The organism is Rhodococcus sp. BE178, from assembly GCF_050433545.1.
Classification (GTDB): domain Bacteria; phylum Actinomycetota; class Actinomycetes; order Mycobacteriales; family Mycobacteriaceae; genus Prescottella.
Genome location: NZ_JBNPXA010000004.1, coordinates 303,546 through 326,015, shown reverse-complemented (window position 1 = coordinate 326,015; position 22,470 = coordinate 303,546). Strand labels below are relative to the sequence as shown.

Below are 22,470 nucleotides of genomic sequence, written 5' to 3'. Positions count from 1 at the left end.
CATGACGGTGATTCGACGCGTCCTGGCCGGTACCGCGGTGGTGCTCGCGACCACCCTGCTCGCGTCGTGCGGCCTGGAATCCGGTGGCGCCCTGCCGCTGAAGGTCGGCCCGGCGAGCATCCAGCCGGTGCCCGAGCTCGACGGTGCCCGGATCACGGTCGGCTCCAAGGACTTCACCGAGCAGATCATTCTCGGCTACATGATCGAGTTCGCGCTGTCCGCCGCCGGTGCCGATGTCCGCGACCTCACGAACATCCAGGGGTCCAACAGCACCCGTGACGCGCAGTTGGCCGGGCAGATCGACGTGAGCTACGAGTACACCGGCACCGGGTGGATCAACTACCTCGGTCACGAGCAGCCGATCCCGGATTCGCAGGCGCAGTTCGAGGCCGTCCGGGACGAGGACCTCGCGCGCAACGGCATGGTGTGGACCGACCCGGCGCCGATGAACAACACCTACGCGCTGGCCACCAGTAGGGCCACCGCGGAGCAGACCGGCGTGCGCACGCTGTCGGACTACGCCGCTCTGGTGCAACGCGATCCGGCCGCGGCGGCGACGTGCGTCGAGACCGAGTTCAACGTCCGTCAGGACGGCTTCCCCGGTATGGCGGCGGCGTACGGGTTCGATCCCGCCCGCGCGGAGAAGCGCATCCTGCAGACCGGCATCATCTATCAGGCCACCGCCGACGGCAGCCAGTGCAAGTTCGGCGAGGTGTTCACCACCGACGGCCGAATCGCGGCCCTCGACCTCGTGGTGCTCGAGGACGACCGGCAGTTCTTCCCGAAGTACAACCCGGCGCTGACGATGCGGGCGGACTTCGCCGAGCAGTACCCGGAGGTGGCCGAGGTGATGGCGCCGATCTCGGCGGTGCTCACCAACGAGGCGATCACCGAACTCAATCGTCAGGTGGACGTCGACGGCAAGGATCCGGCGGCCGTGGCCCGGCAGTGGCTGGTGGACCGGGGGTTCGTGACGGCGGAGGACTGACCCGTCCGTCAGCGGGCTCCGGAACGGCCCTGGTCCACCAGTTCGCGCACGCGTGGGAACACCTCGCCCGCCAGGTACCGCAGGGACGGCTCGTCGGTGGGCCCGCTGAGGACGAACGTGTCGAAGCCGTGATCGAGCGCGAGCGAGGACAGTGCGCGGGGGAGGTTCTCGACGTCCCGGACGTCGATTCCGTCGCCGATGTTGAGGACGCGTCGGATGCGCGACGGGTCGCGGCCCGCGGCGGTGGCCGCGTCGTCGATCGCCGCACTGGCCGAGGCGATCCCGTCGGCGTCGATGTAGCCGAGCGACGGCAGCCAGCCGTCGCCCATCTCCCCGATCAGGCGGAGCATGCGCGGCTTGTAGCCGCCGATCCAGATGCCGATCGGGTGCGCGGGAACGGGCCCGGGGTGGACGCCGTTCACGGAGTGGAACTCGCCGTCGAACCGGATCGATCGCTCGCCGCTCCACATCAGACGGATCACCGATACCGCCTCCCGGAGGGCCTGCACCGACTCCCCGGGCGAGCGTCGCTCGCCGCCCATCGCCGCGATCGCGTCCCAGAAGGCGCCGGCGCCGAGTCCGAGTTCGACGCGGCCGTCGCTGAGGAGATCGAGGCTCGCGGCGGCCTTCGCGAGCACCGCGGGCGGGCGCAGCGGCAGGCTGGCGACGTCCGGGAACACTGCGAGCTTCTCGGTGCGAGCGGCAATGGCGGACAACAGGGTCCACGCATCGAGGAAACTCTTCTGATAGGGGTGGTCCTGGATGCCGACGAGGTCGAAGCCGGCTTCGTCCAGCACGGCGGCGGTGTCGAGTGCCGCTCGCGGAGCGTGGGCATCGGGGACGAGAAAGTAGCCGAATCGGATGGTGTGGCCGTAGTCGGGCACAGCGGGCTCCTTCGTCTGGTGACGATCCTCTCCTCACGATAGGTGCCGAGGCGCCGGTCCGAGTACCGAAAGAATCGACAACCCGGGGTTGACGATCCCGGATCGTCAACCTACGGTTGTCGTATGACTGATCCGACGCGCATGTCGAACCCCGTGCGGCTCGACGATCTCATCGAAGCCATCAAGAAGGTGCACACCGATGCACTCGAACAGCTGACCGACGCGGTCCTCGCCGCCGAGCACCTCGACGAGGTGGCCGACCACCTGATCGGCCACTTCGTGGACCAGGCCCGACGCTCGGGCGCGTCCTGGACCGACATCGGCCGCAGCATGGGGGTGACCAAGCAGGCCGCACAGAAGCGGTTCGTGCCGAAGGGCCCCGAGGAGCCCGCCGACCTCGATGCCAGTCAGGGCTTCAGCAGGTACACCCCCCGCGCCCGCAACGTCGTCATGGCGGCGCAGAACGAGGCGCGGGCCGCGGGCAACGACCAGATCACCCCGGAGCACCTGGTGCTCGGCCTGCTGGCGGACCCCGAGGCGATCGCGGTGAAAGTGCTCGCCGCCCAGGGCTTTACTCCCGAATCCGTTCGGCAGGCAGCCACCGCGGTCCTGCCGGAGGGCGTCGACGAGTTGCCCGAGCTCATCCCCTTCGACGCCGGCGCGCGCAAGGCCCTCGAACTCACGTTCCGGGAGGCACTGCGGCTGGGGCACAACTACATCGGCACCGAGCACCTGCTCCTCGCGCTGCTCGAACTCGAGGACGGCGCCGGCGTGCTCGCCGAATTGGGAGTGGACAAGGCGGCGGCCGACGCATTCATCGTCGCGACCCTGTCCCAGTTCCTCGCGGCACGCGACGACGCGGGGGCGTGACGCGGCGCCCTCGGAGCTCGGTACGGGGTGCCCGGTAACGGTGCAGCGGCCGCAGGCGACAAGCCCGGTAGTGGCACCGGAAACCGGGCCGCCTTGTGTCGATCCAGTGGGGGAACCGATGCGGCACTGCCGCCGACGTTGGCCACGCTGCAAGCGGCGTTCGACGCGAACGTCCCGATCTTCGAGGACGCGGGACAAGCCGCCTTCCCGGGACGTGGACCCACACCGGTGCCGAGTACGGGTACGGAATCCCGCCCATCGGGTTCGCCCTGTACGTACCCGACGCGCTCGCTACGGGCTCGGGTGGCTCCTTCGGATCGGGGGCGTCCTAGCCCCATGCCGCGGATCGGTTCCGGTGCAGTGGGTTCCGTCGCTCACTGCGCGAACCGCAGGATCGCGGCCGCAGGTACCTCGTCGGGCACGTCGCCCGAGCGGACGGCGAGGACCTTCGCGCCCGTGAGCAGTGCCCGCCGGGCGATCTCGTCCACCACGCCGTACTCGTGGTTGCCGTTCAGCTCGGCCAGTTCGACGGTTCCGCTGTCCGGGTCGATCGTGCCGGGGACGATGCCCTCGATGTCGACCAGCAGCGTCTCGATTCGGCCGAACGTCGCGGAGCGGGCCACGTCGGAGATCTCGACCTGGGCCCGGCCCTTCGAGCGCAGGTCGTCGAACTGTTTGCGGGTGTCCGCGAGTTGCTGGGCGTAGTGACCGTCGAGGACCGTGCGAGTGGTCCGGGCGATCTGCTCGTCGCTCATTTCTTCCGGATTGCCCTGAATGCCCTCGTCGAGCAGCTGGTGGTAATTGTTCACCGAACGGTAGATCGAGGCCGTCGGTTCGGCGGCGGCCAGGATCAGGGGAGTGTCCCGTCCCGTCAGCACGCTGCGCAGTTCGTGGTCGATCGCGCGGGCGTACTCGCGCACGCGCAGCTTTCGTCCCTCTTCGCCCTGCACCCGCCCCGGCGCGCGGTCGGGCGCCGCCCGCCCGCTCCCGGCACCCCCGGCGGATCCTCCCCGACCGTGCACGCGGCCGCCGGTCGTCCTGCCGAGTGATGGCACGCCGGCGTAGCTCGCAGCGTCCTTGGGCAGACCCGGCACGTCGATCTTTGCCGGCGGCTGATCGGCCGTGACCTCGATCAATCGGACGGATCCCTCGGCGAGGGCCAGTACGAACGCGGTCTGCGGGAAGGTCACCGTCCGCAGCAGCGGCTTGATGTAGAAGCGGTCGCTGACGATGGCACACGCTCCGAGTCGGTTGGGCAGTCGGTAGCGCCGCACCCTGTCCGTCGTGGCGAGCACGACGAGCGTCCGCGCCTGATACCACCAGAAAGCCTCGTCCTCGATCAGGTCGTCGAATGCTTGCTCGAATGCCACCCGTTCCTTGTGGTCTTCGACTTGCTCGAGCGCGGACTTGACCTGGTTCGTGAACTCGATACGACTCTTGCCCGGCTCTTGGATGTCGTCCTCGGTGGGCGTGTAGATCGAGATGCAGGTGTGGCCCTCCACCCCGGCGAGCCGGCGAACCTCGGCATGACTCGGAATATCGCTGTAGAGCATTCCTCGACCTCCCGGTAGTTGGTCGCTTTTCAGACTACCCAGCGCGGTCACGTCGCGGCAGTGCTTTGCGGACGGCGCGGTTCCCGCTCTGGAAAGGGCCCGTTGCCCGCTCCGTGGAAGAGACTCTGGACCGGACGGGCGTCCTATCGGTAATGATCTGGGGCAGTAGAGACTTGGAGGAGATATGGGGCAACTCGAAGGGCGGACCGCATTCGTGACCGGCGCCGCGCGGGGCCAGGGCCGCGCGCACGCTCTCGCGCTCGCCGCGGAGGGCGCGGACGTTTTCGGCATCGACATCTGCGCCGACGTCGCGACGGTGCCGTACCCGCTGGCCGCCGTCGCGGACCTCGACGAGACGCGGCGGCTGGTGGAGCAGCACGGCGTGCGCTGCCGAACCGCAGTCGTGGACGTGCGCGAGCGCGCGGCGGTGGACGCGGCCGTCGCGACCGCGATCGCGGAGTTCGGCAAGATCGACATCTGCGTCGCGAACGCCGGTGTGTGCGCGTTCGCGAAGACGTGGGACCTGACGGACGACATGTGGGACGCCGTCGTCGACACCAACCTCACCGGCGTGTTCAAGACGCTGCGTGCGGTGGCCCCGCACATGATCGAACGGGGTTACGGACGCATCGTCGCGACGTCGTCGATGGGCGGGCGCGCCGGCATCCCGAACCTCGCCCACTACGTGTCCGCGAAGTGGGGCGTGATCGGCCTCGTGAAGACGCTCGCGCTCGAACTCGCCCGATACGGGATCACCGTCAACGCCGTCTGTCCGGGCTCGGTCGACACCCCGATGGTTCACAACGAGGCCTTCTACGGGCTGTTCGCCCCGGATGTCGAGAATCCGACGCGGGAGACCGTCGAGTCCCGGTACGCCGGTATCACCCCGATGCGCGTGCCGTGGGTGGCGCCGGAGGACATCGCGCACGCGGTGCTGTACCTGGTCTCGGAACAGGCGCGGTACGTCACCGGCACGTCGCTCGACGTCAGTGCGGGCAGCTCGGCGCTGATGCCCTGACCTCCCGCTCGTCGGGGATCGGGTACCGATAGACGATGTGGGACAACGGCTCCGGCGTCAGCGCACGGCGGGCAGCGCGAACAGTTCGGTGGCGGCGGTGACGGTCCGTGCCACCACGTCGGCGCGGTCGGGGTCGAGCCCGTGCCGGCCGCCCTCGATCAACAGCAGGGGGTGCTCGGCGGGGATCAGTTCCAGGGCGGCGCGCACCTCGTCGGGGGTGCCGAACGGGTCCCGGTCGCCGTGCACGAACAGCGACGGCGTGCGCAGTTGCGGCAGGTGTTCGGTGCGCTGCTTCTCCGGTTTGCCCGGTGAGTGCAGCGGATACGACAGCAGCACAAGCCCGTCCGCGACCTCGGGGCGTTCCGCGGCCAGCATCGTGGACTGGCGGCCGCCGTACGAGTGTCCGGCCAGGATCATCGGGCCGTCGGCGAGTGCGCGGATCGCGTCGGCGGCCGCGACGATGCCGTCGCGGTCGGCGGCCGCGCGCGCCCGGTTGGGCGGGCCCGACGGCTGCCGCTGCCGGAACGGGAGGTTGTAGCGCAGCACCAGCAGGCCGCGCTCCGCGAATCCGGCCGCCATGGCCTGCAACAGTTTTGCCTCGCAGTCGCCGCCGGCACCGTGGGCGAGGACCAGCTTGCCGACCGCGTCGCCTGCGGGGCGGTGCAGGTAGCCGTACACCCCGTCGGTGTCGAGGAGGACCGGTTCGTCGAGCGCGCTCATGAACATCGAGGTTACCGTGGAACGGTGCAGCGACCACGGGTGCTGGTCACCGGGGCCACCGGGTACATCGGTGGCCGTCTCGCCCCGCGCCTGCTCGCGGCCGGGTACGACGTGCGGGTGCTGGTGCGGTCCCCGGAGAAACTGCGGGACGTGCCGTGGGCGAAGCAGGTCGAGATCGTCCGCGGCGATCTGGGCGATCCGGACTCGCTGACGGCGGCCACCGCCGACATGGACGTCGTGTACTTCCTCGTCCACTCGATGGGGACGTCGACGGAGTTCGTGGAGACCGAACGGATCGGGGCGTCCAACCTGGCGGCCGCGGCGAAGGCGAGCGGCGTCCGCCGCATCGTCTACCTCGGGGGACTGCACCCCGAGGGCACCGAACTCTCGCCGCACATGCGCTCGCGCGCGCAGGTCGGCCGCATCCTCGTGGACTCCGGGATCCCGACCATGGTGCTGCAGGCCGGGGTCGTCATCGGGTCCGGATCGGCATCGTTCGAGATGATCCGGCACCTGACGAATCGGCTGCCGGTGATGACCACGCCCCGGTGGGTGAACAACCGGATCCAGCCGATCGCGGTGCGCGACGTCCTCTACTACCTGGTGGCGGCGGCCGAGGCCCCGCTGCCGGGCAGTCGCACCTTCGACATCGGTGGCCCCGACGTCCTGACGTACGGCGACATGATGAAGGTGTACGCCGACGTGGCGGGGCTGCGGCGTCGCCGCGTCCTGGTGCTGCCGGTGCTCACCCCGCGGCTGGCGGGACTGTGGATCGGGCTGGTGACGCCCATCCCGAGTTCGCTGGGGCGGGCGCTCATCGAGTCGCTCCACAACGACGCCGTCGCCGCGAACCGCGACATCGACGACGTGATCCCGCCGCCGAAGGAGGGGCTGACGCCGTACCGGCAGGCCGTCCGGCTGGCGCTGCGCCGTATACGGAGCGGCGAGGTGGAGACCAACTGGGCCAGCGCGTCGCCGGTGGGTGCGCCGTCGGATCCGCTTCCGTCCGACCCGAACTGGGCGGGGGAGGCGGTGTACACCGACGAGCGCGGCGCCGGCTGCGACGCGGACGCAGACACGTTGTGGCGGGTGCTCGAGAGCATCGGCGGCGAGAACGGCTGGTACTCGTTCCCGCTCGCGTGGGTGATCCGCGGCTGGCTGGACCGGCTCGTCGGCGGGGTCGGGCTCACCCGCGGGCGACGCGACGCCCGCCGCCTGAACACCGGTGACCCCCTGGACTTCTGGCGCGTCGAGCAGATCGACCGCGGCTCGCTGCTGCGGTTGCGCGCGGAGATGCGGACGCCGGGCGGTGCCTGGCTGGAATGGCGAGTGCACCCGGACGGCCCGCACCGCTCCCGGCTCGAGCAGCGCGCCATCTTCTTCCCGAAAGGTCTTGCGGGACGGCTCTACTGGTACTCGATCCTGCCGTTCCACGGGATCATCTTCAAGGGCATGCTCACCAACATCACCGGCGCCGCGGCGCGGGAGTACGCCGCGACCGGTTGAGTGCGGCCCGGTGGGTATTGACAGAATGCTGTCAAAGTGACAGCCTCCTGTCATGACTGAAACAGTGCATGTCGCCGTGTACGACACCTTCGTCGATTGGGAGATCGGTCTGGCGATCGATCACATCAACAAGCCGATGTGGCACCGGGAGCCGGGCCGATTCACCGTGGCCACGGTCGGCGCCACCGCGAGCCCGATCGTGACGATGGGCGGAATGCGCGTCGTCCCGGACACCACGCTGGACGTGGTCAGGCCGCAGGACAGCGCGATGCTCATCCTGGCGGGCAACGACATCTGGAACACCGAACAGTTCTCGCCGTTCGCGGCGAAGGCTCGCGATTTCCTCGACGCGGGGGTGCCGGTGGCCGCGATCTGCGGTGCGACGGGTGGGCTGGCGATGGCCGGACTGCTCGACGACCGCGCGCACACGAGCAACGCGGCCGAGTTCCTGAACTCGGTCGGGTATGCGGGCGGGCACCTGTACCGCGACGAGCCGGCCGTCACCGATCGCGACCTCATCACGGGCGCGGCCAACGCGCCGGTCCACTTCGCCCGCGAGATCCTCGAACGGCTCGACGTGTTCGCGCCGGGTGTGCTGGCGTCCTGGTTCAAGCTCTACGGGGACCGCGATCCCGCGGGCTTCTACGAACTGATGGCGGAATGAGTGCACGGGACGACCAGGATCTGCTGAGCGGTCTCGCGCTCGGCTCGTTCCGGCTCAACGGCCAGTTCCTCGAGGTGGCGGAGGGGCTGGCCCGCCCGGTGGGTCTCACCGCCGCGTGGTGGCAGGTGCTCGGCGCCGTCCTGACGCAGCCGCTGTCGGTCGCCGACATCGCCCGCCAGATGGGCATCACCCGGCAGAGCGTGCAGCGCATCGCCGATCTGCTGGTCACCCGGGGTCTGGCCGAGTACCAGCCGAACCCCGCGCACCGCCGTGCCAAGCTCGTCACGCCCACGCCGGAGGGGCGTCGGGCGGTGTCGGGGATCGGCCCCGCTCACGCCGCGTTCGCCGACAGGCTGGCGCGGGCCATGGGACGGGACGAGCTGGCCGACGCGCTCGCCTCGATCCGTCGGCTGTCGGCCGTGCTCGATCAACTGGCCGACGAGGACGAGGCCGGTTCGGGGGCAGTCACCGATCGTTGAGCATCACACGGTGCACAGCGGCGCGATGTCGGAGCGTCCGCCGGTGGTGGGCGAGGTGAGCAGCAGGCACGAGTTGTAGCCGCGGGACTCGACGACGCTGCGGATCTGCTGCCAGCCCTCTGCGCTCACGGCGGGGGTGCGGGAGAGCACGAACCCGGAGACGCGCATCGGGTCGCCGACCAGGGCCCACGAGTAGTCGTCGGCGATGTAGGTGACGACGTAGTTGGTGGGGCCGTCGGCCGAGTTCTGGAACGGCACCGACGGGAAGCTCACGTGCAGTTGAGCGTTGGTGGCCGGGTCGTTGACGCGGGCGTTGCCCACGATGCCGTTGGTCCCGCCGGTCCATGTGGTGCACGTGTTGTTCACGCTGACGTTGGACGCGTCGATCACGCCGTAGGTGGCGCGGGTGTCGCGCGCACAGTCCAGGTTGAACGGCTGCGGCACGGCCGCGAGCTGGTACCAGGTGCCGGCGTAGCGGGCGACGTCCAACGACGGGATCGGGGCGAGCGGCTGCCACAGGTCGGCCGATCCGGTGGGCTGGGCCGCGGCGGGCGCACTGACGAGCAGTGCCGCGGCGGCAGCGGCGAACAATCCGGCGGTGACTTTCCTGGTGGCGCGCATGGCGGTCCTTTCCGAGGGGGAGGCGGTCACCCGGTATTCGGAGCCGCCTCCCACCCCGGATCGGTCCGGATGATCACTTTCTCAGCGGTGCAGCAGGTTGGCGCCGGCGATGATCGCTTCCCGCGCCGACGAGTTGCAGTCGTCGGCGATGGACATCGCCCAGCGGCGCTCGCCCTCGTGCTCGCACAGGAGGAACGTCGCGGTGCCCGCCGACGTGCGCTGCTGGTGGAACGAGAGGATCTCGAGCTGGAAACCGGCGTCGTAGAGCATCGACGTCAGCGCCGCGATGGGGCCGGTGGCCGTCGCGGACGCCGACGAGATGGTGTCGCCGAGCCCGAGGGTGGCGGTGAAGGTGTGCCGACCGGCGCCGAGGTGCTCCGACGTCCAGCTGCCCAGGCGGACGGGGCCGCCGGTGGGGCCGAAGCGCTCGGTGAACTCGGCCCAGGTCAGACCCTGTGCCTGGGCGCGCATGTCGCGCGGCAGCGGGAGGCCGAAGCGGAGCGAGAACGGATCGTCGGAGAACGAAGCGGTGGTGGTGGCGAAAGCCTGGGAGGTGCGCATTTTCGGGGGTCTTCCTGAAGTGAAGGAAGGACCGACAAGTAGATAGCTCAACGACCCGCAGCGAGGGGTCGGTCCGAATCAGACCCCGCTACGGCGGTGAACTACTACCTGAATGCGCTGCATGACCGAGGATTCTAAGCGCGACTCGCGGATACACGCAACCCTCCGACCGAGTCAGCCGCGCACGCCGGTGATCTCGTCCGGGGTGTGCGGCAGCTCGGCACTGGTCGTGACCTGGCCGTTCTCGATGTCGACGGCGTGGATCCGCTTGGTGGCAGGGTCGGTGACGTACGCGGTGAAGCCCTGCACGAACAGCGCGGGCCGCGGCGACTGCCACTCCTCGGGCTCGGTCCACGGGTCGATCACCGGCACGGTCCGGATCGTCGCGCCGGTCGCCGGGTCGAGCACGTGCAGCGCGCCGTCCGTGCCGAGGATCAGGGCCTCACCGAACATTCCGCGGCCCAGCGACCGGAACGTGTAGCTGGTGCCGATATCCACGAGCCGCAGCTCACCGGTGACGGTGTCGGTGAGCGACACCCGCTGCGGACGCTCCAGCTTCGCGTCGGGATCGCTGTTGTAGTCGCCGAGCACCACGGTCGATTCCTCGGACCCGGCCTGGTTGCCGATCCGCCCGTACGGATCGGGGCTGGTCACCTTGGTGATCGCGCCGTCCCGGTAGATCAGCAGGCCGTCCTGGCAGCCGAACACCACGGCCTCGTTCGCGGCGACGGCCTCGCCGTGCAGGCCGGGGCACCGCTCGTTGCGGGTCACCTCGCCCCGGCCGGCGTCCAGCACGACGATGCCGGTGCGGGTCTTCTCGTCGCCGACCGTGGTGATCAGGCCGCCGTCGGCGAGTTCGACGGCGACGCCGTGATGCGCGTGCGGGGTGGTGAACGTCGAGACCTGCGGCATGCCGTCGGCCAGCCCGGTGGGGTCGAACGACTCGACGCGGCCGGTGCCGTCGTCGAACAGCACGGTGCGGCCCGCGTGCCGGACAACGTGGCCGGGCTTGTCGGCGTCGAACGTGATGTCGGTGAGCGCCGGGGCCGCGGTGTAGTGGTGCGCGTGGTCGCCGTGCGCCTCCGACCACGTGCCGGTGTCGAGGACCCGGAAGCTGCCCTCGGTGGAGACGATCACGTGCCGGTCGTCGCCGGCCGGGCTGATGCGGTTGAACCCGTCGAGCTCGGATTCGCCTACCACCGAGAGGGTTTCGGCGTCGACGACGAGGATGCCGCCGTCGTAGGTCAGTGCCAGCCGCGGTGTCGCGGACCGGGCCTGCGTCGGCTCGGTCGACCCGGCCGACGACGACGTCGACGTCTCGGTGGTGGCGCCGTCGGCGGTGGACGTGCAGCCGGCGAGCAGGGCCGCGCACGTGGCGACCGAGGCGGCGAGCGTGAGGCGTCGGGGTGTGGGTTCGATGCGAATCATGCCGCAAGGTCTATAGGGTAATGAAAATCATTGTCAAAGTCGAAGATCTGCATTCGTGCATGTGGGGACGTCCGCGGGTCCGGGGCGCGGTGCCGGTATCGGCGTCCGGCGCGGGGCCGGACGCCGATACCGCCTCGCGTCAGTCCGAAGGCGTGTCGGCGGTCCGGCCCAGATGGCGGGCGAAGAACCGGGCCGAACTGTCACGCTCGTGCTCGGGCACCTGGAAGTACCGGCCCGGGTGGGCGTGCAGCGTCTTCTCCTTCGAGGCGAAGGCGTCGAACAGCGCGAGCCCGGACACGCGGTCGATCTCCTCGTCGTCCCACGGAATCCGGTACTCGACCGGGACGGTGATCTGTCTTGCGGCCTCGATCAGGGCGTCGTTCACGAAGACCCCGCCGAGGCTCAGGGCCGCGATCCGGGGTTCGACCGGCGTCAACATCAGCCCGGTCGCGACACCCAATGTCATGCCGCCGTAGCCGATCGGCGCGTCGGCGCCGATCTCGGGCAGCGCCTGCAGGGCGTCCAGGGTCGCCTGCCATTCCGGCACCGCACGCTCCGCCAGCGACATGTTGTAGTCGATGACGATCGGGGCGATGGGCTCGCCCGCCGCCCGCGCCTGATGGATCGCCTCGGCCCATCGTTGATCCTGCAGGTTCCGCGGCCGGTCACCGTGGCCGGGGGCGTCGATGGCGGCGACGGTGAACCCGCAGGTGGTGACGCTGTGGAGTGCGCTGGCGACCAGCCCCGGCGCCTTCTTGTGCATGCCGCCGGAATGCCCCGACAGCAGCAGCGGTGCGCCGACGGTTCCGGATGCGGGCGACCAGAGCACGCCGGTGATCCCGTCCAGAATGAAATTGCGTTCGATGACACCGTTCGACGATGTCTCGGAGATGAAATGCATGGTGTGGCCTTTCGGGATTGCCTTGTTCAGGCGCTCCCGGCGACACCTACGTCAATCGCCCGACCGTGGACACGAGGGGGAGCACCCACATGGATGTTGCGTACATGGGTCTCACCTCCTGGCGTGAAGTCACGGTCGGGCGCACGCTATCAACCGGAACCGAATCCCGTCCAGCCAATTTCCTGCCGATCGTCGACTCCCCGTCACGCGACCGATTCCGGAGCGGCTCGGAGAAGCTCGTAGTCCGCGGGATCGACGACGCGGGTGCGGCGCCGGTAGCTCCACGACGACCCGGGCCACAGCGCGTGGTTGGACCCGCGCGCGTCCAGGTACCAACTGGCGCAGCCGCCCGTGCTCCACACGCCGCGCGAGAGCCGTTCCCGCAGGGCCGCATCGAACGCGTCCTGGACCTCGGTGCGCACGTCCAGCCCGCCCGCACCGTGCCGCTCGACCAGGTGCATCGCCTCGAGTGCGTGCGCGATCTGCGCCTCGATCATGACGATCACCGAGTTGTGGCCCAGGCCGGTGTTGGGACCGGACAGGAAGAACGCGTTGGGCATGCCGGCGATCGTGACACCCAGGTGGGTGCGGACTCCGCCCCGCTGCCAGCGTTCGAGCAGGCTGACGCCGCCGCGGCCCACGAGCTGCATCCGGTTCAGGGCGCCGGCGACGCGGAATCCGGTGGCGTACACGATGACGTCCACCGCGTGGTGGGTTCCGTCCGCGGTCACGAGACCGTCCGGGTGGATCTCGGTGATGGCGTCGGTGACGAGCGTGGTGTTCGGTCGGGTCAGCGTGGGGTAGAAGTCGTTGGAGCGCAGGATCCGCTTGCAGCCGATCCGGTAGTCCGGTGTCAGCGCCGCGCGCAGGGCGGGGTCGGGGACCTGCCGGCGCAGGTGTCGCCGGGCGCGCGCCTGCGTGATCCCCAGCAGCCGGGGCCGACGGCCGAGGCCGAGCGCGAGCGTCTCCGCCGCCCAGTACGCTCCCGTACGAAACAGCCTGCGCGCCAGCGTGCTCCGACGACTCGCCGCCACCGCCGCGCGAAGCTTCCGGCGCGGCAGCACCCACGCCGGTGTGCGCTGGAAGACGTGCAGCTTCGCGGCGGCGCGGGCGAGCTGCGGCGCCAACTGCACCGCGCTGGCCCCGGTCCCGACGAGCGCCACCCGCTTGCCGGTGAGCTCGACGGCGTCGTTCCAGCCCGCCGAGTGCATGCTGACACCGGTGAACGTCTCGGCGCCGGGGATGCGGGGCAGGCGGGGCACGTTCAGTGCGCCCGACGCGATCACGAGGTACTGCGCCACGTACTCGCCGCCGGTGCTGTCGAAAACGTGCCAGCGGCAGTCGTTCTCGTCCCAGCGCGCGCCGGCGACGGTGGTCCCGAACTCGATGCGGTCCGCGAGGCCGTGTCGGTCGGTGAGCTGGGACAGGTAGTCCAGGATCTCGGGCTGCGCCGCGTGCGACGACCTCCAGTCCGGCTTGGGTGCAAAGGAATACGAGTACAGCACCGACGGGATGTCGCACTCGCAGCCCGGGTAGGTGTTCTGTCGCCACGTACCGCCCACGGCGTCGGCCTGCTCGAGGATCAGGAAGTCGCGCTCGCCGCGGCGCGTGAGCTCGAGCGCCATCCCGAGTCCGGCGAATCCGGCGCCGACGATCAGCGCCCGGGTACGGCGAACCTGCTCCTGTGACACGCTGCGTTCCGATCCGTGAGGTTTCGCGCAGCGCCTCCCCTCACCGCCTGACGTCAGCAGTGTGCAACTTGAACGGTGTTCAAGACAAATCGGTCGGCCGGGTCAGGCCACCTCGTCCTCGCCGCCGGGGGCGACTTTCCGCAGGCCGCGGTAGGCCTCCTCGGGCGTTCGACGGCCTGCCACGACGGCCTCGACCTCGGCGGCGATCGGCATCTCGACGTTGTAGTCGCGGGCCAGTTCCATCACCGTCGGCGCGGTCTTGACGCCCTCGGCCACCTGCCCGAGTTTCTCGACGGCCTGTTCCACCGTGAGCCCGCGCGCGATGGCCTCGCCCACGCGCCGGTTGCGCGACGCCGGGCTCATGCACGTCGCGATCAGGTCACCCACCCCGGTCAGGCCCGCGAACGTGCGCGGGTTCGCGCCCATCGCCTCGCCCATGCGGGTCATCTCCGCGAGTCCCCGCGCGAGCACCATTGCGCGGGTGTTGTCGCCGACGCCCAGACCGTCGGCCATGCCCGACGCGATCGCGACGATGTTCTTGAGGACCCCGCCGAGTTCGCAGCCCAACACGTCGGTGTTGCGGTACACGCGGAAGACCTTGGAGGCGAACAGCGGTTGCAACGCGGTCGCGACGTCCACGTCCTGCGTCGCGACGACGGACGCGGCGGCGAGGCCGTCGGCGATCTCCTTCGCGATGTTCGGTCCGGCGAGCAACCCGACGGGATGTCCGGGCAGGCATTCGGAGATCACCTCGGTGGGCCGCTGCCGGGTGCCCGGCTCGAGGCCTTTCGCGAGCGAGAGCACCGGCACCCACGCGCGGACCTCGTTCGAGATCTGGCCCAGCGTGCTGCGGATCGCGTGCGAGGGCACCCCCACCACCAGGACGTCGGCCTCGTTCGCCGCCTCGACGATGTCGGACGTCGCCCGCAGGCTCTCGGGCAATTCGTGCTCGCCGAGGTAGCGCGAGTTGCGGTGCTCGATGTTGATCTCGTCGGCCGTCTCGGGATTACGCGACCACAGCAGAGTCGGAGTGTTGTGGGCCGCGAGCTTGGCGACGGTGGTGCCCCACGAGCCTGACCCGAGCACCACGACGCGTACCGGGCGGGCCATCAGCGATCACCTCGTGAACGGGCATGTGCGGCGGTCATGAACTCAGGTTGGCACTGCGGGCCGCTTCTCGGTGCCGATTCCCCGAACTCGGCGGGGGTGCGCGCCTACAGTCGGGTACAACCCCAGCACACCGAGCGACGATTGCGAGTGACCACAAGTGTCGGACGACCTTCCGCTGCGGGACGTGTATGCCGAGCCCACCCTCGCCGACGTGCTGCCGTCGGTGCTGGCGTCGCTGGGGGTGCCCGGCGAGGTCGACGCCCTGGGGCTGCCGCGCGCCGACCGGACGGTGGTGCTGCTGGTCGACGGCCTGGGGTGGAACCTGCTGCGTCACAACGTCGATGCGGCGCCCTTCCTGGACGAGGCGGCGGGCCGGCCGATCCGGGCGGGCTTTCCCACCACCACCGCGACCAGTCTCGCGTCGTTCGGCACCGGTCTGCCGACGGGGCGGCACGGCGTCACCGGGTACGTCTCCGACGTCGCGGAGGCCGGCGGCCCGTTCAACTGGCTGCGCTGGCAGCGCGTCGGCGACCACCGCGACGTGCTCGGGCAGGTGGTGCCGGAGCGGATCCAGCCGTCCCACACCGCCTTCGAGCGGGCGGCGGCCGACGGCATCGTCACCACCACGGTGCTGCCCCGCGAGTTCGCCGGGACGGGGCTGACGCGGGCGGTGCTGCGCGGCGCCCGCTTCGTCGGCACCGTCGCGTACGGGGACCTGCTGCATTCGACGGTGCACGCCGCGAAGGCGGGGGAGCGGACGCTCGTCTACTGCTATCTGAGCCAGATGGACACCCTCGGCCACGTGTACGGCCCCGGCAGCGACGGCTGGGTGGCGCAGCTGACCATCGTCGACCGGTTCGTCGAGGACCTCGTCGCGCATCTCGGATCCGACGTGAACCTGCTGGTGACCGCCGATCACGGCATGGTGCCCGTGGCCGCCGCCGACCGGATCGACTTCGACGGCGATGCCGCGCTGTCCGACGGGGTCGCGGCGCTCACCGGCGAGGCCCGCTGCCGCTACGTCCGCACCGAGCCGGGGCACACCGAGGCGGTGCTGCGGCGGTGGCGGGCGGAGCTGGGGGAGCGGGCGTGGGTGGGGACCCGCGACGACGTCGTGGCCGCGGGACTGCTCGGCCCGGACCCGTCGGAGGCCGCGCGGCGCCGGATCGGTGACGTGGTGGCCATCGCCCGCGGCGGGTCGGCGATCGTGCGCAGCGAGGCCGAACCCCGGATGTCGATGCTGGCGGGGCAGCACGGGGCGCTCACCGACGACGAACTGCTGGTGCCGCTGCTGCAAATCTGACCGTCGGAGCGGCTGCGCGCGGCGTCGTTGGTCTCTAGGGTGGCGGACGGGGTGGACGGAGCCACCCGTGCGGAGACGACTGGGGGCGGCATGCGAACGCGTGAAACGACGATCATCCGGCACTGGAAGGTGAGCCTGCGGGCGTGGTTGGTGTTCTGGTTCGCCCGGATCTTCGTCAAACCGCTGTTCGCGGCGTGGCCCACCACCGATCGCGGCATCGCGGCCCTCGGGCATCTCGAGAAGGTGGTGGATCGGCTGCCGCGGCCGCGGGGCGTGCACATCGAGCCGATGACCCTCGGGGGCGTGCCGAGCGAGCTGATCAGGCATCACCGCCAGGCCTCCGACTCGCTGGCCGGCGCGACCATCCTGTACCTCCACGGTGGCGGATTCGTGTTCTGCGGCTTGGCCACTCACCGCAGCCTGTGTGCGGTCCTGGCCGCGCGGGCGGGCATCCCGGTGATCTCGGTGGAGTACCGGCAGCTGCCGTACGGCGGCATCGGCACCTCGATCCACGACGCGATGGCCGCGTACACCGAGCTGCTCGGCACGTGCGCGGATCCGACGAAGATCATCGTCGCGGGGGACTCGGCGGGCGGCTACCTCGCGATGAAGGTGGCCGAGCTGGCGGCGACCCGCGGCATGATCACCCCGGCCGCGGTGATCGGCTACTCGCCGCTGCTCAATCTCGCGCTGGAGAAGCACGATCCGGACTACATGCGCCGCGACGCCTACCTGCCGATGAGCCAGGTGGAGGCGCTCAAGGACAAGTGGGTGGGCGGGCCGGATCCGATCGTCGGCGCCGACTCACCGATCGAGGCCGACCCGCACCTGTACCCGCCGACGTTCTTCAGCGTCGGGCAGTACGAACTGATGCGCCCCGACGTCGAGGCGATGACCGGGATGCTCGAGGACGCCGGGCAGGCCGTGGAGACCCACGTGTGGAGCGGCCAGATCCACGCCTACCCGGTGATGGGCACGGTCCTGAAGGAGAGCACCATGACGATCGCCTTCAGCCTCGACTTCGCCCGGCGCGCACTGGGATACCGCGGTCGGCACTCGGCCTGAGCTACAGCCTCCGCGCCTCGATCTGCCTGCGCAGGTTCGCCTCGGTCTGCTTGATCGCGGTGACGACGAACGGCTCGATCAGCTTGCCGAGCGCCCTGCCGGCCAGCCCGCCGGGCAGCTCGTAGCCGAAGTCCACGGACAGCTCGGTGTGGTCGTCGGCGACGGGCGTGAACATCCAGCTGGACCGGTTCCCGAACCCGGAGACCGAGCTGAGGGTGATCAGCCGGTCCTGCTCCCATTCGGTGACCTCGACCGTCGACTTCAGTGCCTTGGGGCCGAGCTGCATCGTCGCGTCGTAGGTGGCGCCCAGGCCCTGGTCGAGCGCGCCGATCGGGTCGAACCGGGTGATGCCGAACATCCAGTCGGGCACGTTGCGGTAGTCGTCGATGTGCGCGAAGGCCAGCTCGACGGGAACGACGGCCACCGCCTTGTGGCGAACGTGAATCATGAGTTCTCCCCTCCCCTGAACAACCTGGAGAGTGGACGCTAGTACACGTCGAACGTGACCCCCGTCACTGGCGCCCTGAAAGTCGGAATTCGGCGATCTCGCGCGCGTTGTCGATCGCCTCGGACACCGCGCGGTAGCGGTCGTCCGCGGACTCCGCCGTCAGCACCTGGAGTTGGTCCGCGGCGCCCATCGGCACCCACGCCGCGAGCGCATACAGGTGATCGCCGGGCTGTTCGAGGATGTCGAACAGCCGCGGCGGCGCCGGCTGGGGGTCGTCCTCGCGGCCACGGATGCGGGTGAGCAGGACGTACAGCTCGGTGAGCCGGTCGGTGAGCTGCTCGAGCCGGGTGTCGTCCACCCGGCCGCCCGGTCCCACCGGCCACGACTCCACCTCGGCCCGCGGGTACGGGTCGTCGTCGAGCCAGTGCCGGATGCGGATGCGCTCCTCGCCCACGCAGTTCAGCGCGTAGCGGCCGTCGCCGATGTCGACGTGCGAGACGATGCGCACCGACGTGCCCACCTCGTGCCGGACGTCGCCGCCACCCACCTCGTGGCCACGCGCGATGAGGACGGTGCCGAACCGTGGCCCCTCGGTGGCGGCCAGGCAGTCGCGCACCAGCGCCTGGTAGCGCGGCTCGAACACGTGCAGCGGCAACCGTTCCCCGGGCAGCAGCGTCGAGCCGAGGGGAAACATGGGCAGAACGGTCATTCGACCAGAATGGCCCATCACGGCATTCGGAGCCTCGGAACCGGGACCGTGTCGGGCGGGGTGTCCCGGTCCAGTTCGATGATCAGATGGTCGGCCCACGCGACCAGCCCGGTGATGTCGAGGGCGTGCGGCGGATTCTCCTCGAACGGGACGATCCGGTGCCGGCCCTGCCTCAGCAGCGACACCGCGCCGGCCGGGTTGCCGCGCATCTGGTGGGTGACGGCGACGGCCAGCTGCGCCAGCCCCTGCCACAGCCCGCGTTCCTCGTGCGGCGCCTTCTTCCACGCCGCTTCCAGCACCTCGTGCGCGTGGAACGGCAGGTCGTGGTCGAGCAGGCGCTGCGCCTCGGTGATCGCCTCGCCGGGATCCAGATCCAGATCGTCGGGCATCGTCGGAAACCCCTCCTCGCCCCACTCGAGCGGCCGGCCCAACCGGTCCCGGGGGCGGGCGTTGCGGGGCTTGCCGAGGGTGTCCCGATCGCGATCGGCCATACAAGCAATCTAGCGCCGACGGGGGTGTCGGCGGGAGGGTGCGTTGCGCGTCGACCCGGGCGGTCGCCGCGCGCAACCTCGTCTCCCGCGCGCGACTGGTGAGCGCACGGCGGCGGAACCATCGTCGATGACGTCGCAGCGACGCGAGCCGTATGACGTTTTTGCGAAGACTGCAAAGGGCGCTGGCGTCGCCGCTCCCGGACCTGGCGCACGTCGGACTGGGAGGGATCCACTTGCTGTCGTGTGCCTTAGCGTGCGGACTATATCCTGCACTTATTCCTCGATCTAAAACAAACGTTCAGAAGCAAGCTGCCGACGCGGACTAAATTGTACCGCAGTTCAAAATTAACGCCGCCCGCGAGTTTTGTTAACGTAACTGGGACCCCGCAATAATCTTCGGCGGCTGTTGTTTGAAAAGTTACCGAATAGTAGATATGCGGAATCGTTAACGGACTTGATTGATCCGTAATAGCGTTCCGCATGTCGCTGGGGACATCCGACGGCCCGACCCCGTGACGGCGATCTTCCTAGTGGGCCGCCATATGGAATCCAGAGGTGAATCTGTATGAACGTTCGGAACAAGGCAGCACTTGCCGGCGTCCTCGCCGGCGCCGCCGCGATGACCGCGCTCGGTGCGGGCGTTGCACAGGCCGGGACCCCGCAGCGTCCGACCGCGGACTACCAGATGTGCGGAAACGTGACCAGTGGCGGGGCTGGCGTCGGTGGCGTCTCCGTCACCGGCAACCTGAGCACCGGCGGCACCTACACGGCCACCACGGCTTCTGACGGCGGGTACTGCCTTCAGGGCAACGCGGCAATGAAGAGTGCTGTCCTCGGCGGTGCCAAGGTCGTCCTCTCCGGGACCAACGGGACCTCCGCGGTCAACTTCGGAACCTGGGGGACGTCGGGTATCGGCACTGGCGACTTCTTTACCCACGTGGATTCCGTGTACTTCAATTCTGCCTACGGGTTCAACGGCACTCTCTGATCCATCTGCACGCTGTTCATCGCCCCTCGGCATCCCTTTGCCGGGGGGCGATGAATGGTGGCTCATGCAGTGACACACACCTCTGGAAAGGAAATACATGTCTTACGATCTCCTCGCAGCCCTGCGCACATTCGTGATGGGGTTCGCGCCGATCCTCAGTGGCTCGCTGACCGGACTGAACACCATGTCCGGAAACAGCTACTCCTAGCAGCTCGAAACCCAACGGAGGAACGATGCTCTCGATTCAGAACGCAACCAGCTCGCTCGGCCAGACCGTCGAGCAGATGCTCCCGATCCTGTTCCTGCTCCTGGTGCAGGGGCCCGTGACGCTGTCCCTGGGCGCACCCGCCTAACTCGGATAGAAACCAGCAGAAAGGAAACATCGACGTGGATTTCCGGCAGCTCTTGACAGATCTACTCCGGGTGGGGATGGGCTCGTGGATGGGTGGTGATTACACCGGTTCCGCATGGCTCGGCACCGACTTCCTCAAGGCACTCTCATAAAGGAGACATCATGCTCGGAAAGTTCTTCGACGGATCCCTCGACCTCATCGTTGGCCTGGGCAACATCACGTTGATCGGCCTCTACACAGCCTCGGCGCAAGGTGGTGGCTGGCAAAGCCTCGGCTGACGGGCCTCATCGGTTACCGCAAGTGCGTAGGGCCCCTGCCGACGAGGCAGGGGCCCTACGCGTGTTCGGGCTCGATCGCGGGCTCGATGCTGGCGAGGACCTCCAAAGGAAGAACCGCGGAAACCCACGGGAAGCAGGGACGGACACGGAGGCTGTACCAGCCCAACCACATTCACAACGAGGGGGTTGTGGTGTACAAGGTGGTCGTGGAGATCTTCGACGATCTCGACGGGAAGAAGATCGAATCCGGCGGAGAAACGATCGAGTTCTCCGTGGGCGGGGTCGAATATTCGATCGATCTCAGGGACGAGAACTCAGCGGCGTTGCGCCGCCTGCTGGGCGGCTACATCCGGCACGCCCGCCGCATGGGCGGCCGCAAGCGGCGGACCGCAACAAACCCGTTGTCGGACAACGGCCTGCGCGACGTACGGCGGTGGGCACACGAACACGGCTACCGCGTCCACGACAGATCCCGCATTCCACACGCAATACTCGAGGACTACGCCGCCACGCACCGTTCCTAGTGCATGAGGCGACGCGCGCAGTGGAAGCGGAGCGCCGGAACCTGGCAGCGGGAAGGCGGCCCGCAACCGCTACTTGTGGACAGGCCGTTTCCCGCGTGGCGAGTGCCCGGCGCGGTTCGAGCGCGTCAGGTGTCGCGACGCGGCGATCGTGTCGACGAGCGGACTGCCAAGGCGGGACGGTCTGACGCACCTATCTTGCGCACTGCCGGGGGTCTGCCGGCACCATGCAAAAAGACCCGGTATCGCTGGTGCGATACCGGGTCTTTCATTTGTAGCGGGGACAGGATTTGAACCTGCGACCTCTGGGTTATGAGCCCAGCGAGCTACCGAGCTGCTCCACCCCGCGTCGGTAATTTCAGCTTACACGAGTTTCGGAGCCCGAATGACCACCGAGCGCTGGAGGCGCTGTGTTCCCGGTCACTGGAATGCTGGGCCGCTGGTCCGGATAGCCGTCCTAATCTGCGAAGACACTGGACGACGAGGGATCCGGAGGGATTCGCATGGCACTGCTCGAGAACAAGGTCGCCTTCATCACCGGCGCGGCACGCGGACAGGGGCGCAACCACGCGGTGCGCTTCGCCCAGGAGGGTGCGGACATCATCGCGCTCGACATCTGCGCACCGATCTCTGACGACGTCGGCTACCCGGCGGCGACGCCCGAGGATCTCGAGGAGACTGCCCGCCTGGTGCGCGCCGAGGGCCGCGAGATCGTCACGTCCATCGGCGACGTGCGCGACCAGGCCGCGCTGCAGGCCGCCGTCGACGCCGGTGTGGAGCGCTTCGGCCGTCTCGACATCGTGGTCGCGAACGCCGGCATCTCGACGTGGAACCGCTTCTGGGAGATGCCCGAGGAGCAGTGGACCACGATGATCGACATCAACCTCAACGGTGTGTGGCGAACGCTCAAGGCGGCCGTGCCCGCGATGATCGACGGCGGCCGCGGCGGCTCGATCATCGTGGTCAGCTCGGCGGCCGGCATCAAGGCCAGCCCGGGCACGTCGAACTACACCTCCGCCAAGCACGGCCTGGTGGGTCTGACGAAGACCGCGGCGATCGAGTTGGGCGAGTTCGGCATTCGCGTCAACTCGATCCACCCCGGCGCGGTGGACACCCCGATGGGCCAGGACGCCAACGTCGGCAAGATCCTCTCCCAGTTCCCGCGCTACCTGGACAACTACAAGTGGCCGCTCGCCGGCCTCAACAAGTGCACCGTCGACGACGTCTCCGAGGTCGTGCTGTACCTGGCGAGCGACCGGTCGCGCACCGTCACCGGTTCGCAGATGTCCCTGGACCTGGGCATCACGTCCATCTGATTCG

The 22,470-nt window shown here is 69.2% G+C and carries 23 protein-coding genes and 1 tRNA gene; 11 read left to right on the top strand and 13 right to left on the bottom strand.

Annotated features, from left to right (window positions below; genetic code table 11):
* Window position 1: 1 nt before the first annotated feature.
* Complete coding sequence (locus tag J2X34_RS10830; protein ID WP_429517114.1) at window positions 2–988, top strand: glycine betaine ABC transporter substrate-binding protein; 987 nt, start codon at window positions 2–4, stop codon at window positions 986–988.
* Window positions 989–996: 8 nt separating this feature from the next.
* Here J2X34_RS10830 and J2X34_RS10825 read toward each other — a convergent pair whose 3' ends face one another.
* Window positions 997–1,872, bottom strand: coding sequence for an LLM class flavin-dependent oxidoreductase (locus tag J2X34_RS10825; protein WP_114723907.1), 876 nt, complete (start codon window positions 1,870–1,872; stop codon window positions 997–999).
* A gap of 123 nt (window positions 1,873–1,995) precedes the next feature.
* Between J2X34_RS10825 and J2X34_RS10820 the strand changes: the two genes are divergently transcribed.
* Complete coding sequence (locus tag J2X34_RS10820; protein WP_174913785.1) at window positions 1,996–2,742, top strand: Clp protease N-terminal domain-containing protein; 747 nt, start codon at window positions 1,996–1,998, stop codon at window positions 2,740–2,742.
* Window positions 2,743–3,116: 374 nt separating this feature from the next.
* Here J2X34_RS10820 and J2X34_RS10815 read toward each other — a convergent pair whose 3' ends face one another.
* Window positions 3,117–4,295 (bottom strand): hypothetical protein, encoded by a 1,179-nt coding sequence (locus J2X34_RS10815; RefSeq protein ID WP_114723905.1) that lies wholly within the window; start codon window positions 4,293–4,295, stop codon window positions 3,117–3,119.
* A 184-nt stretch (window positions 4,296–4,479) separates the two neighbouring features.
* Here J2X34_RS10815 and J2X34_RS10810 point away from each other — a divergent pair, with 184 nt between their 5' ends.
* Window positions 4,480–5,313: a mycofactocin-coupled SDR family oxidoreductase gene (locus tag J2X34_RS10810; RefSeq protein WP_174913782.1), complete on the top strand. Its 834-nt coding sequence runs from the start codon at window positions 4,480–4,482 to the stop codon at window positions 5,311–5,313.
* A gap of 57 nt (window positions 5,314–5,370) precedes the next feature.
* Here the strand turns inward: J2X34_RS10810 and J2X34_RS10805 are convergent, their stop codons facing one another.
* The gene (locus J2X34_RS10805) at window positions 5,371–6,033 is read right to left on the bottom strand and encodes an alpha/beta hydrolase family protein (RefSeq protein ID WP_174913779.1); all 663 of its coding nucleotides are present in this window, start codon (window positions 6,031–6,033) and stop codon (window positions 5,371–5,373) included.
* 24 nt (window positions 6,034–6,057) lie between these two features.
* On the opposite strand from J2X34_RS10805, the gene J2X34_RS10800 reads away from it, so the two are divergent.
* From J2X34_RS10800 to J2X34_RS10790, 3 genes are read left to right on the top strand one after another with little or no spacing between them, the layout of a single operon-like run.
* Complete coding sequence (locus tag J2X34_RS10800) at window positions 6,058–7,539, top strand: SDR family oxidoreductase (RefSeq protein WP_174913776.1); 1,482 nt, start codon at window positions 6,058–6,060, stop codon at window positions 7,537–7,539.
* 52 nt (window positions 7,540–7,591) lie between these two features.
* Window positions 7,592–8,203 carry a DJ-1/PfpI family protein gene (locus tag J2X34_RS10795; RefSeq protein WP_429517107.1) on the top strand — a complete coding sequence of 204 codons (612 nt, stop codon included), beginning with the start codon at window positions 7,592–7,594 and terminating at the stop codon, window positions 8,201–8,203.
* Entirely contained in the window at window positions 8,200–8,682 is a 483-nt protein-coding gene (locus J2X34_RS10790; RefSeq protein WP_429517105.1) for a MarR family winged helix-turn-helix transcriptional regulator, read from the top strand. The genes J2X34_RS10795 and J2X34_RS10790 overlap by 4 nt, the downstream gene beginning before the upstream one ends.
* Before the next feature lie 3 nt (window positions 8,683–8,685).
* Here J2X34_RS10790 and J2X34_RS10785 read toward each other — a convergent pair whose 3' ends face one another.
* From J2X34_RS10785 to J2X34_RS10760, 6 genes are all read right to left on the bottom strand, one after another.
* Entirely contained in the window at window positions 8,686–9,303 is a 618-nt protein-coding gene (locus tag J2X34_RS10785) for a lipocalin family protein (RefSeq protein WP_114723899.1), read from the bottom strand.
* Window positions 9,304–9,384: 81 nt separating this feature from the next.
* The gene (locus J2X34_RS10780) at window positions 9,385–9,864 is read right to left on the bottom strand and encodes a 2-isopropylmalate synthase (protein ID WP_114723898.1); all 480 of its coding nucleotides are present in this window, start codon (window positions 9,862–9,864) and stop codon (window positions 9,385–9,387) included.
* 174 nt (window positions 9,865–10,038) lie between these two features.
* A complete protein-coding gene (aztD, locus tag J2X34_RS10775) occupies window positions 10,039–11,292 on the bottom strand; it encodes a zinc metallochaperone AztD (protein ID WP_429517102.1) in 1,254 nt (417 codons plus the stop codon).
* A gap of 139 nt (window positions 11,293–11,431) precedes the next feature.
* On the bottom strand, window positions 11,432–12,193 hold the full coding sequence (locus J2X34_RS10770) for an alpha/beta hydrolase (RefSeq protein ID WP_429517100.1): 762 nt from the start codon (window positions 12,191–12,193) through the stop codon (window positions 11,432–11,434).
* Between the two features lie 203 nt (window positions 12,194–12,396).
* Window positions 12,397–13,884, bottom strand: coding sequence for a flavin-containing monooxygenase (locus J2X34_RS10765; RefSeq protein WP_429517098.1), 1,488 nt, complete (start codon window positions 13,882–13,884; stop codon window positions 12,397–12,399).
* Window positions 13,885–13,986: 102 nt separating this feature from the next.
* A complete protein-coding gene (locus J2X34_RS10760) occupies window positions 13,987–14,994 on the bottom strand; it encodes an NAD(P)H-dependent glycerol-3-phosphate dehydrogenase (RefSeq protein ID WP_114723894.1) in 1,008 nt (335 codons plus the stop codon).
* A 157-nt stretch (window positions 14,995–15,151) separates the two neighbouring features.
* Between J2X34_RS10760 and J2X34_RS10755 the strand changes: the two genes are divergently transcribed.
* Both J2X34_RS10755 and J2X34_RS10750 read left to right on the top strand, forming a co-directional pair.
* Window positions 15,152–16,297 (top strand): alkaline phosphatase family protein, encoded by a 1,146-nt coding sequence (locus J2X34_RS10755; protein ID WP_429517096.1) that lies wholly within the window; start codon window positions 15,152–15,154, stop codon window positions 16,295–16,297.
* A gap of 90 nt (window positions 16,298–16,387) precedes the next feature.
* A complete protein-coding gene (locus J2X34_RS10750; RefSeq protein WP_429517094.1) occupies window positions 16,388–17,362 on the top strand; it encodes an alpha/beta hydrolase fold domain-containing protein in 975 nt (324 codons plus the stop codon).
* A 1-nt stretch (window position 17,363) separates the two neighbouring features.
* Here the strand turns inward: J2X34_RS10750 and J2X34_RS10745 are convergent, their stop codons facing one another.
* The 3 genes from J2X34_RS10745 to J2X34_RS10735 all read right to left on the bottom strand — a co-directional run bounded on the left by J2X34_RS10745 (window position 17,364) and on the right by J2X34_RS10735 (window position 19,010).
* Entirely contained in the window at window positions 17,364–17,810 is a 447-nt protein-coding gene (locus J2X34_RS10745) for an SRPBCC family protein (RefSeq protein WP_429517092.1), read from the bottom strand.
* A gap of 64 nt (window positions 17,811–17,874) precedes the next feature.
* A complete protein-coding gene (locus J2X34_RS10740; protein ID WP_429517090.1) occupies window positions 17,875–18,519 on the bottom strand; it encodes an LON peptidase substrate-binding domain-containing protein in 645 nt (214 codons plus the stop codon).
* A 17-nt stretch (window positions 18,520–18,536) separates the two neighbouring features.
* A complete protein-coding gene (locus J2X34_RS10735) occupies window positions 18,537–19,010 on the bottom strand; it encodes a DUF309 domain-containing protein (protein ID WP_429517088.1) in 474 nt (157 codons plus the stop codon).
* 565 nt (window positions 19,011–19,575) lie between these two features.
* Here J2X34_RS10735 and J2X34_RS10730 point away from each other — a divergent pair.
* A complete protein-coding gene (locus tag J2X34_RS10730) occupies window positions 19,576–19,998 on the top strand; it encodes a hypothetical protein (protein WP_429517086.1) in 423 nt (140 codons plus the stop codon).
* Between the two features lie 819 nt (window positions 19,999–20,817).
* The gene (locus tag J2X34_RS10725; RefSeq protein ID WP_429517084.1) at window positions 20,818–21,153 is read left to right on the top strand and encodes a histone-like nucleoid-structuring protein Lsr2; all 336 of its coding nucleotides are present in this window, start codon (window positions 20,818–20,820) and stop codon (window positions 21,151–21,153) included.
* 272 nt (window positions 21,154–21,425) lie between these two features.
* On the opposite strand, the gene J2X34_RS10720 is transcribed toward J2X34_RS10725, so the two are convergent.
* A tRNA-Met gene (locus tag J2X34_RS10720) sits at window positions 21,426–21,499 on the bottom strand.
* Between the two features lie 154 nt (window positions 21,500–21,653).
* Here J2X34_RS10720 and J2X34_RS10715 point away from each other — a divergent pair.
* The gene (locus tag J2X34_RS10715; protein ID WP_174913756.1) at window positions 21,654–22,466 is read left to right on the top strand and encodes a mycofactocin-coupled SDR family oxidoreductase; all 813 of its coding nucleotides are present in this window, start codon (window positions 21,654–21,656) and stop codon (window positions 22,464–22,466) included.
* The last annotated feature ends 4 nt before the right edge of the window (window positions 22,467–22,470 follow it).

Excerpts from the sequence above, each read along its gene's own strand:
- J2X34_RS10830 (WP_429517114.1), top strand. The coding sequence starts at position 2 with ATGACGGTGATTCGACGCGTCCTGGCCGGTACCGCGGTGGTGCTCGCG.
- J2X34_RS10820 (WP_174913785.1), top strand. The coding sequence starts at position 1,996 with ATGACTGATCCGACGCGCATGTCGAACCCCGTGCGGCTCGACGATCTC.
- J2X34_RS10815 (WP_114723905.1), bottom strand. The coding sequence starts at position 4,295 with ATGCTCTACAGCGATATTCCGAGTCATGCCGAGGTTCGCCGGCTCGCC.
- J2X34_RS10810 (WP_174913782.1), top strand. The coding sequence starts at position 4,480 with ATGGGGCAACTCGAAGGGCGGACCGCATTCGTGACCGGCGCCGCGCGG.
- J2X34_RS10805 (WP_174913779.1), bottom strand. The coding sequence starts at position 6,033 with ATGAGCGCGCTCGACGAACCGGTCCTCCTCGACACCGACGGGGTGTAC.
- J2X34_RS10795 (WP_429517107.1), top strand. The coding sequence starts at position 7,592 with ATGACTGAAACAGTGCATGTCGCCGTGTACGACACCTTCGTCGATTGG.
- J2X34_RS10790 (WP_429517105.1), top strand. The coding sequence starts at position 8,200 with ATGAGTGCACGGGACGACCAGGATCTGCTGAGCGGTCTCGCGCTCGGC.
- J2X34_RS10785 (WP_114723899.1), bottom strand. The coding sequence starts at position 9,303 with ATGCGCGCCACCAGGAAAGTCACCGCCGGATTGTTCGCCGCTGCCGCC.
- J2X34_RS10780 (WP_114723898.1), bottom strand. The coding sequence starts at position 9,864 with ATGCGCACCTCCCAGGCTTTCGCCACCACCACCGCTTCGTTCTCCGAC.
- aztD (WP_429517102.1), bottom strand. The coding sequence starts at position 11,292 with ATGATTCGCATCGAACCCACACCCCGACGCCTCACGCTCGCCGCCTCG.
- J2X34_RS10770 (WP_429517100.1), bottom strand. The coding sequence starts at position 12,193 with ATGCATTTCATCTCCGAGACATCGTCGAACGGTGTCATCGAACGCAAT.
- J2X34_RS10760 (WP_114723894.1), bottom strand. The coding sequence starts at position 14,994 with ATGGCCCGCCCGGTACGCGTCGTGGTGCTCGGGTCAGGCTCGTGGGGC.
- J2X34_RS10750 (WP_429517094.1), top strand. The coding sequence starts at position 16,388 with ATGCGAACGCGTGAAACGACGATCATCCGGCACTGGAAGGTGAGCCTG.
- J2X34_RS10745 (WP_429517092.1), bottom strand. The coding sequence starts at position 17,810 with ATGATTCACGTTCGCCACAAGGCGGTGGCCGTCGTTCCCGTCGAGCTG.
- J2X34_RS10740 (WP_429517090.1), bottom strand. The coding sequence starts at position 18,519 with ATGACCGTTCTGCCCATGTTTCCCCTCGGCTCGACGCTGCTGCCCGGG.
- J2X34_RS10735 (WP_429517088.1), bottom strand. The coding sequence starts at position 19,010 with ATGGCCGATCGCGATCGGGACACCCTCGGCAAGCCCCGCAACGCCCGC.
- J2X34_RS10730 (WP_429517086.1), top strand. The coding sequence starts at position 19,576 with ATGAACGTTCGGAACAAGGCAGCACTTGCCGGCGTCCTCGCCGGCGCC.
- J2X34_RS10715 (WP_174913756.1), top strand. The coding sequence starts at position 21,654 with ATGGCACTGCTCGAGAACAAGGTCGCCTTCATCACCGGCGCGGCACGC.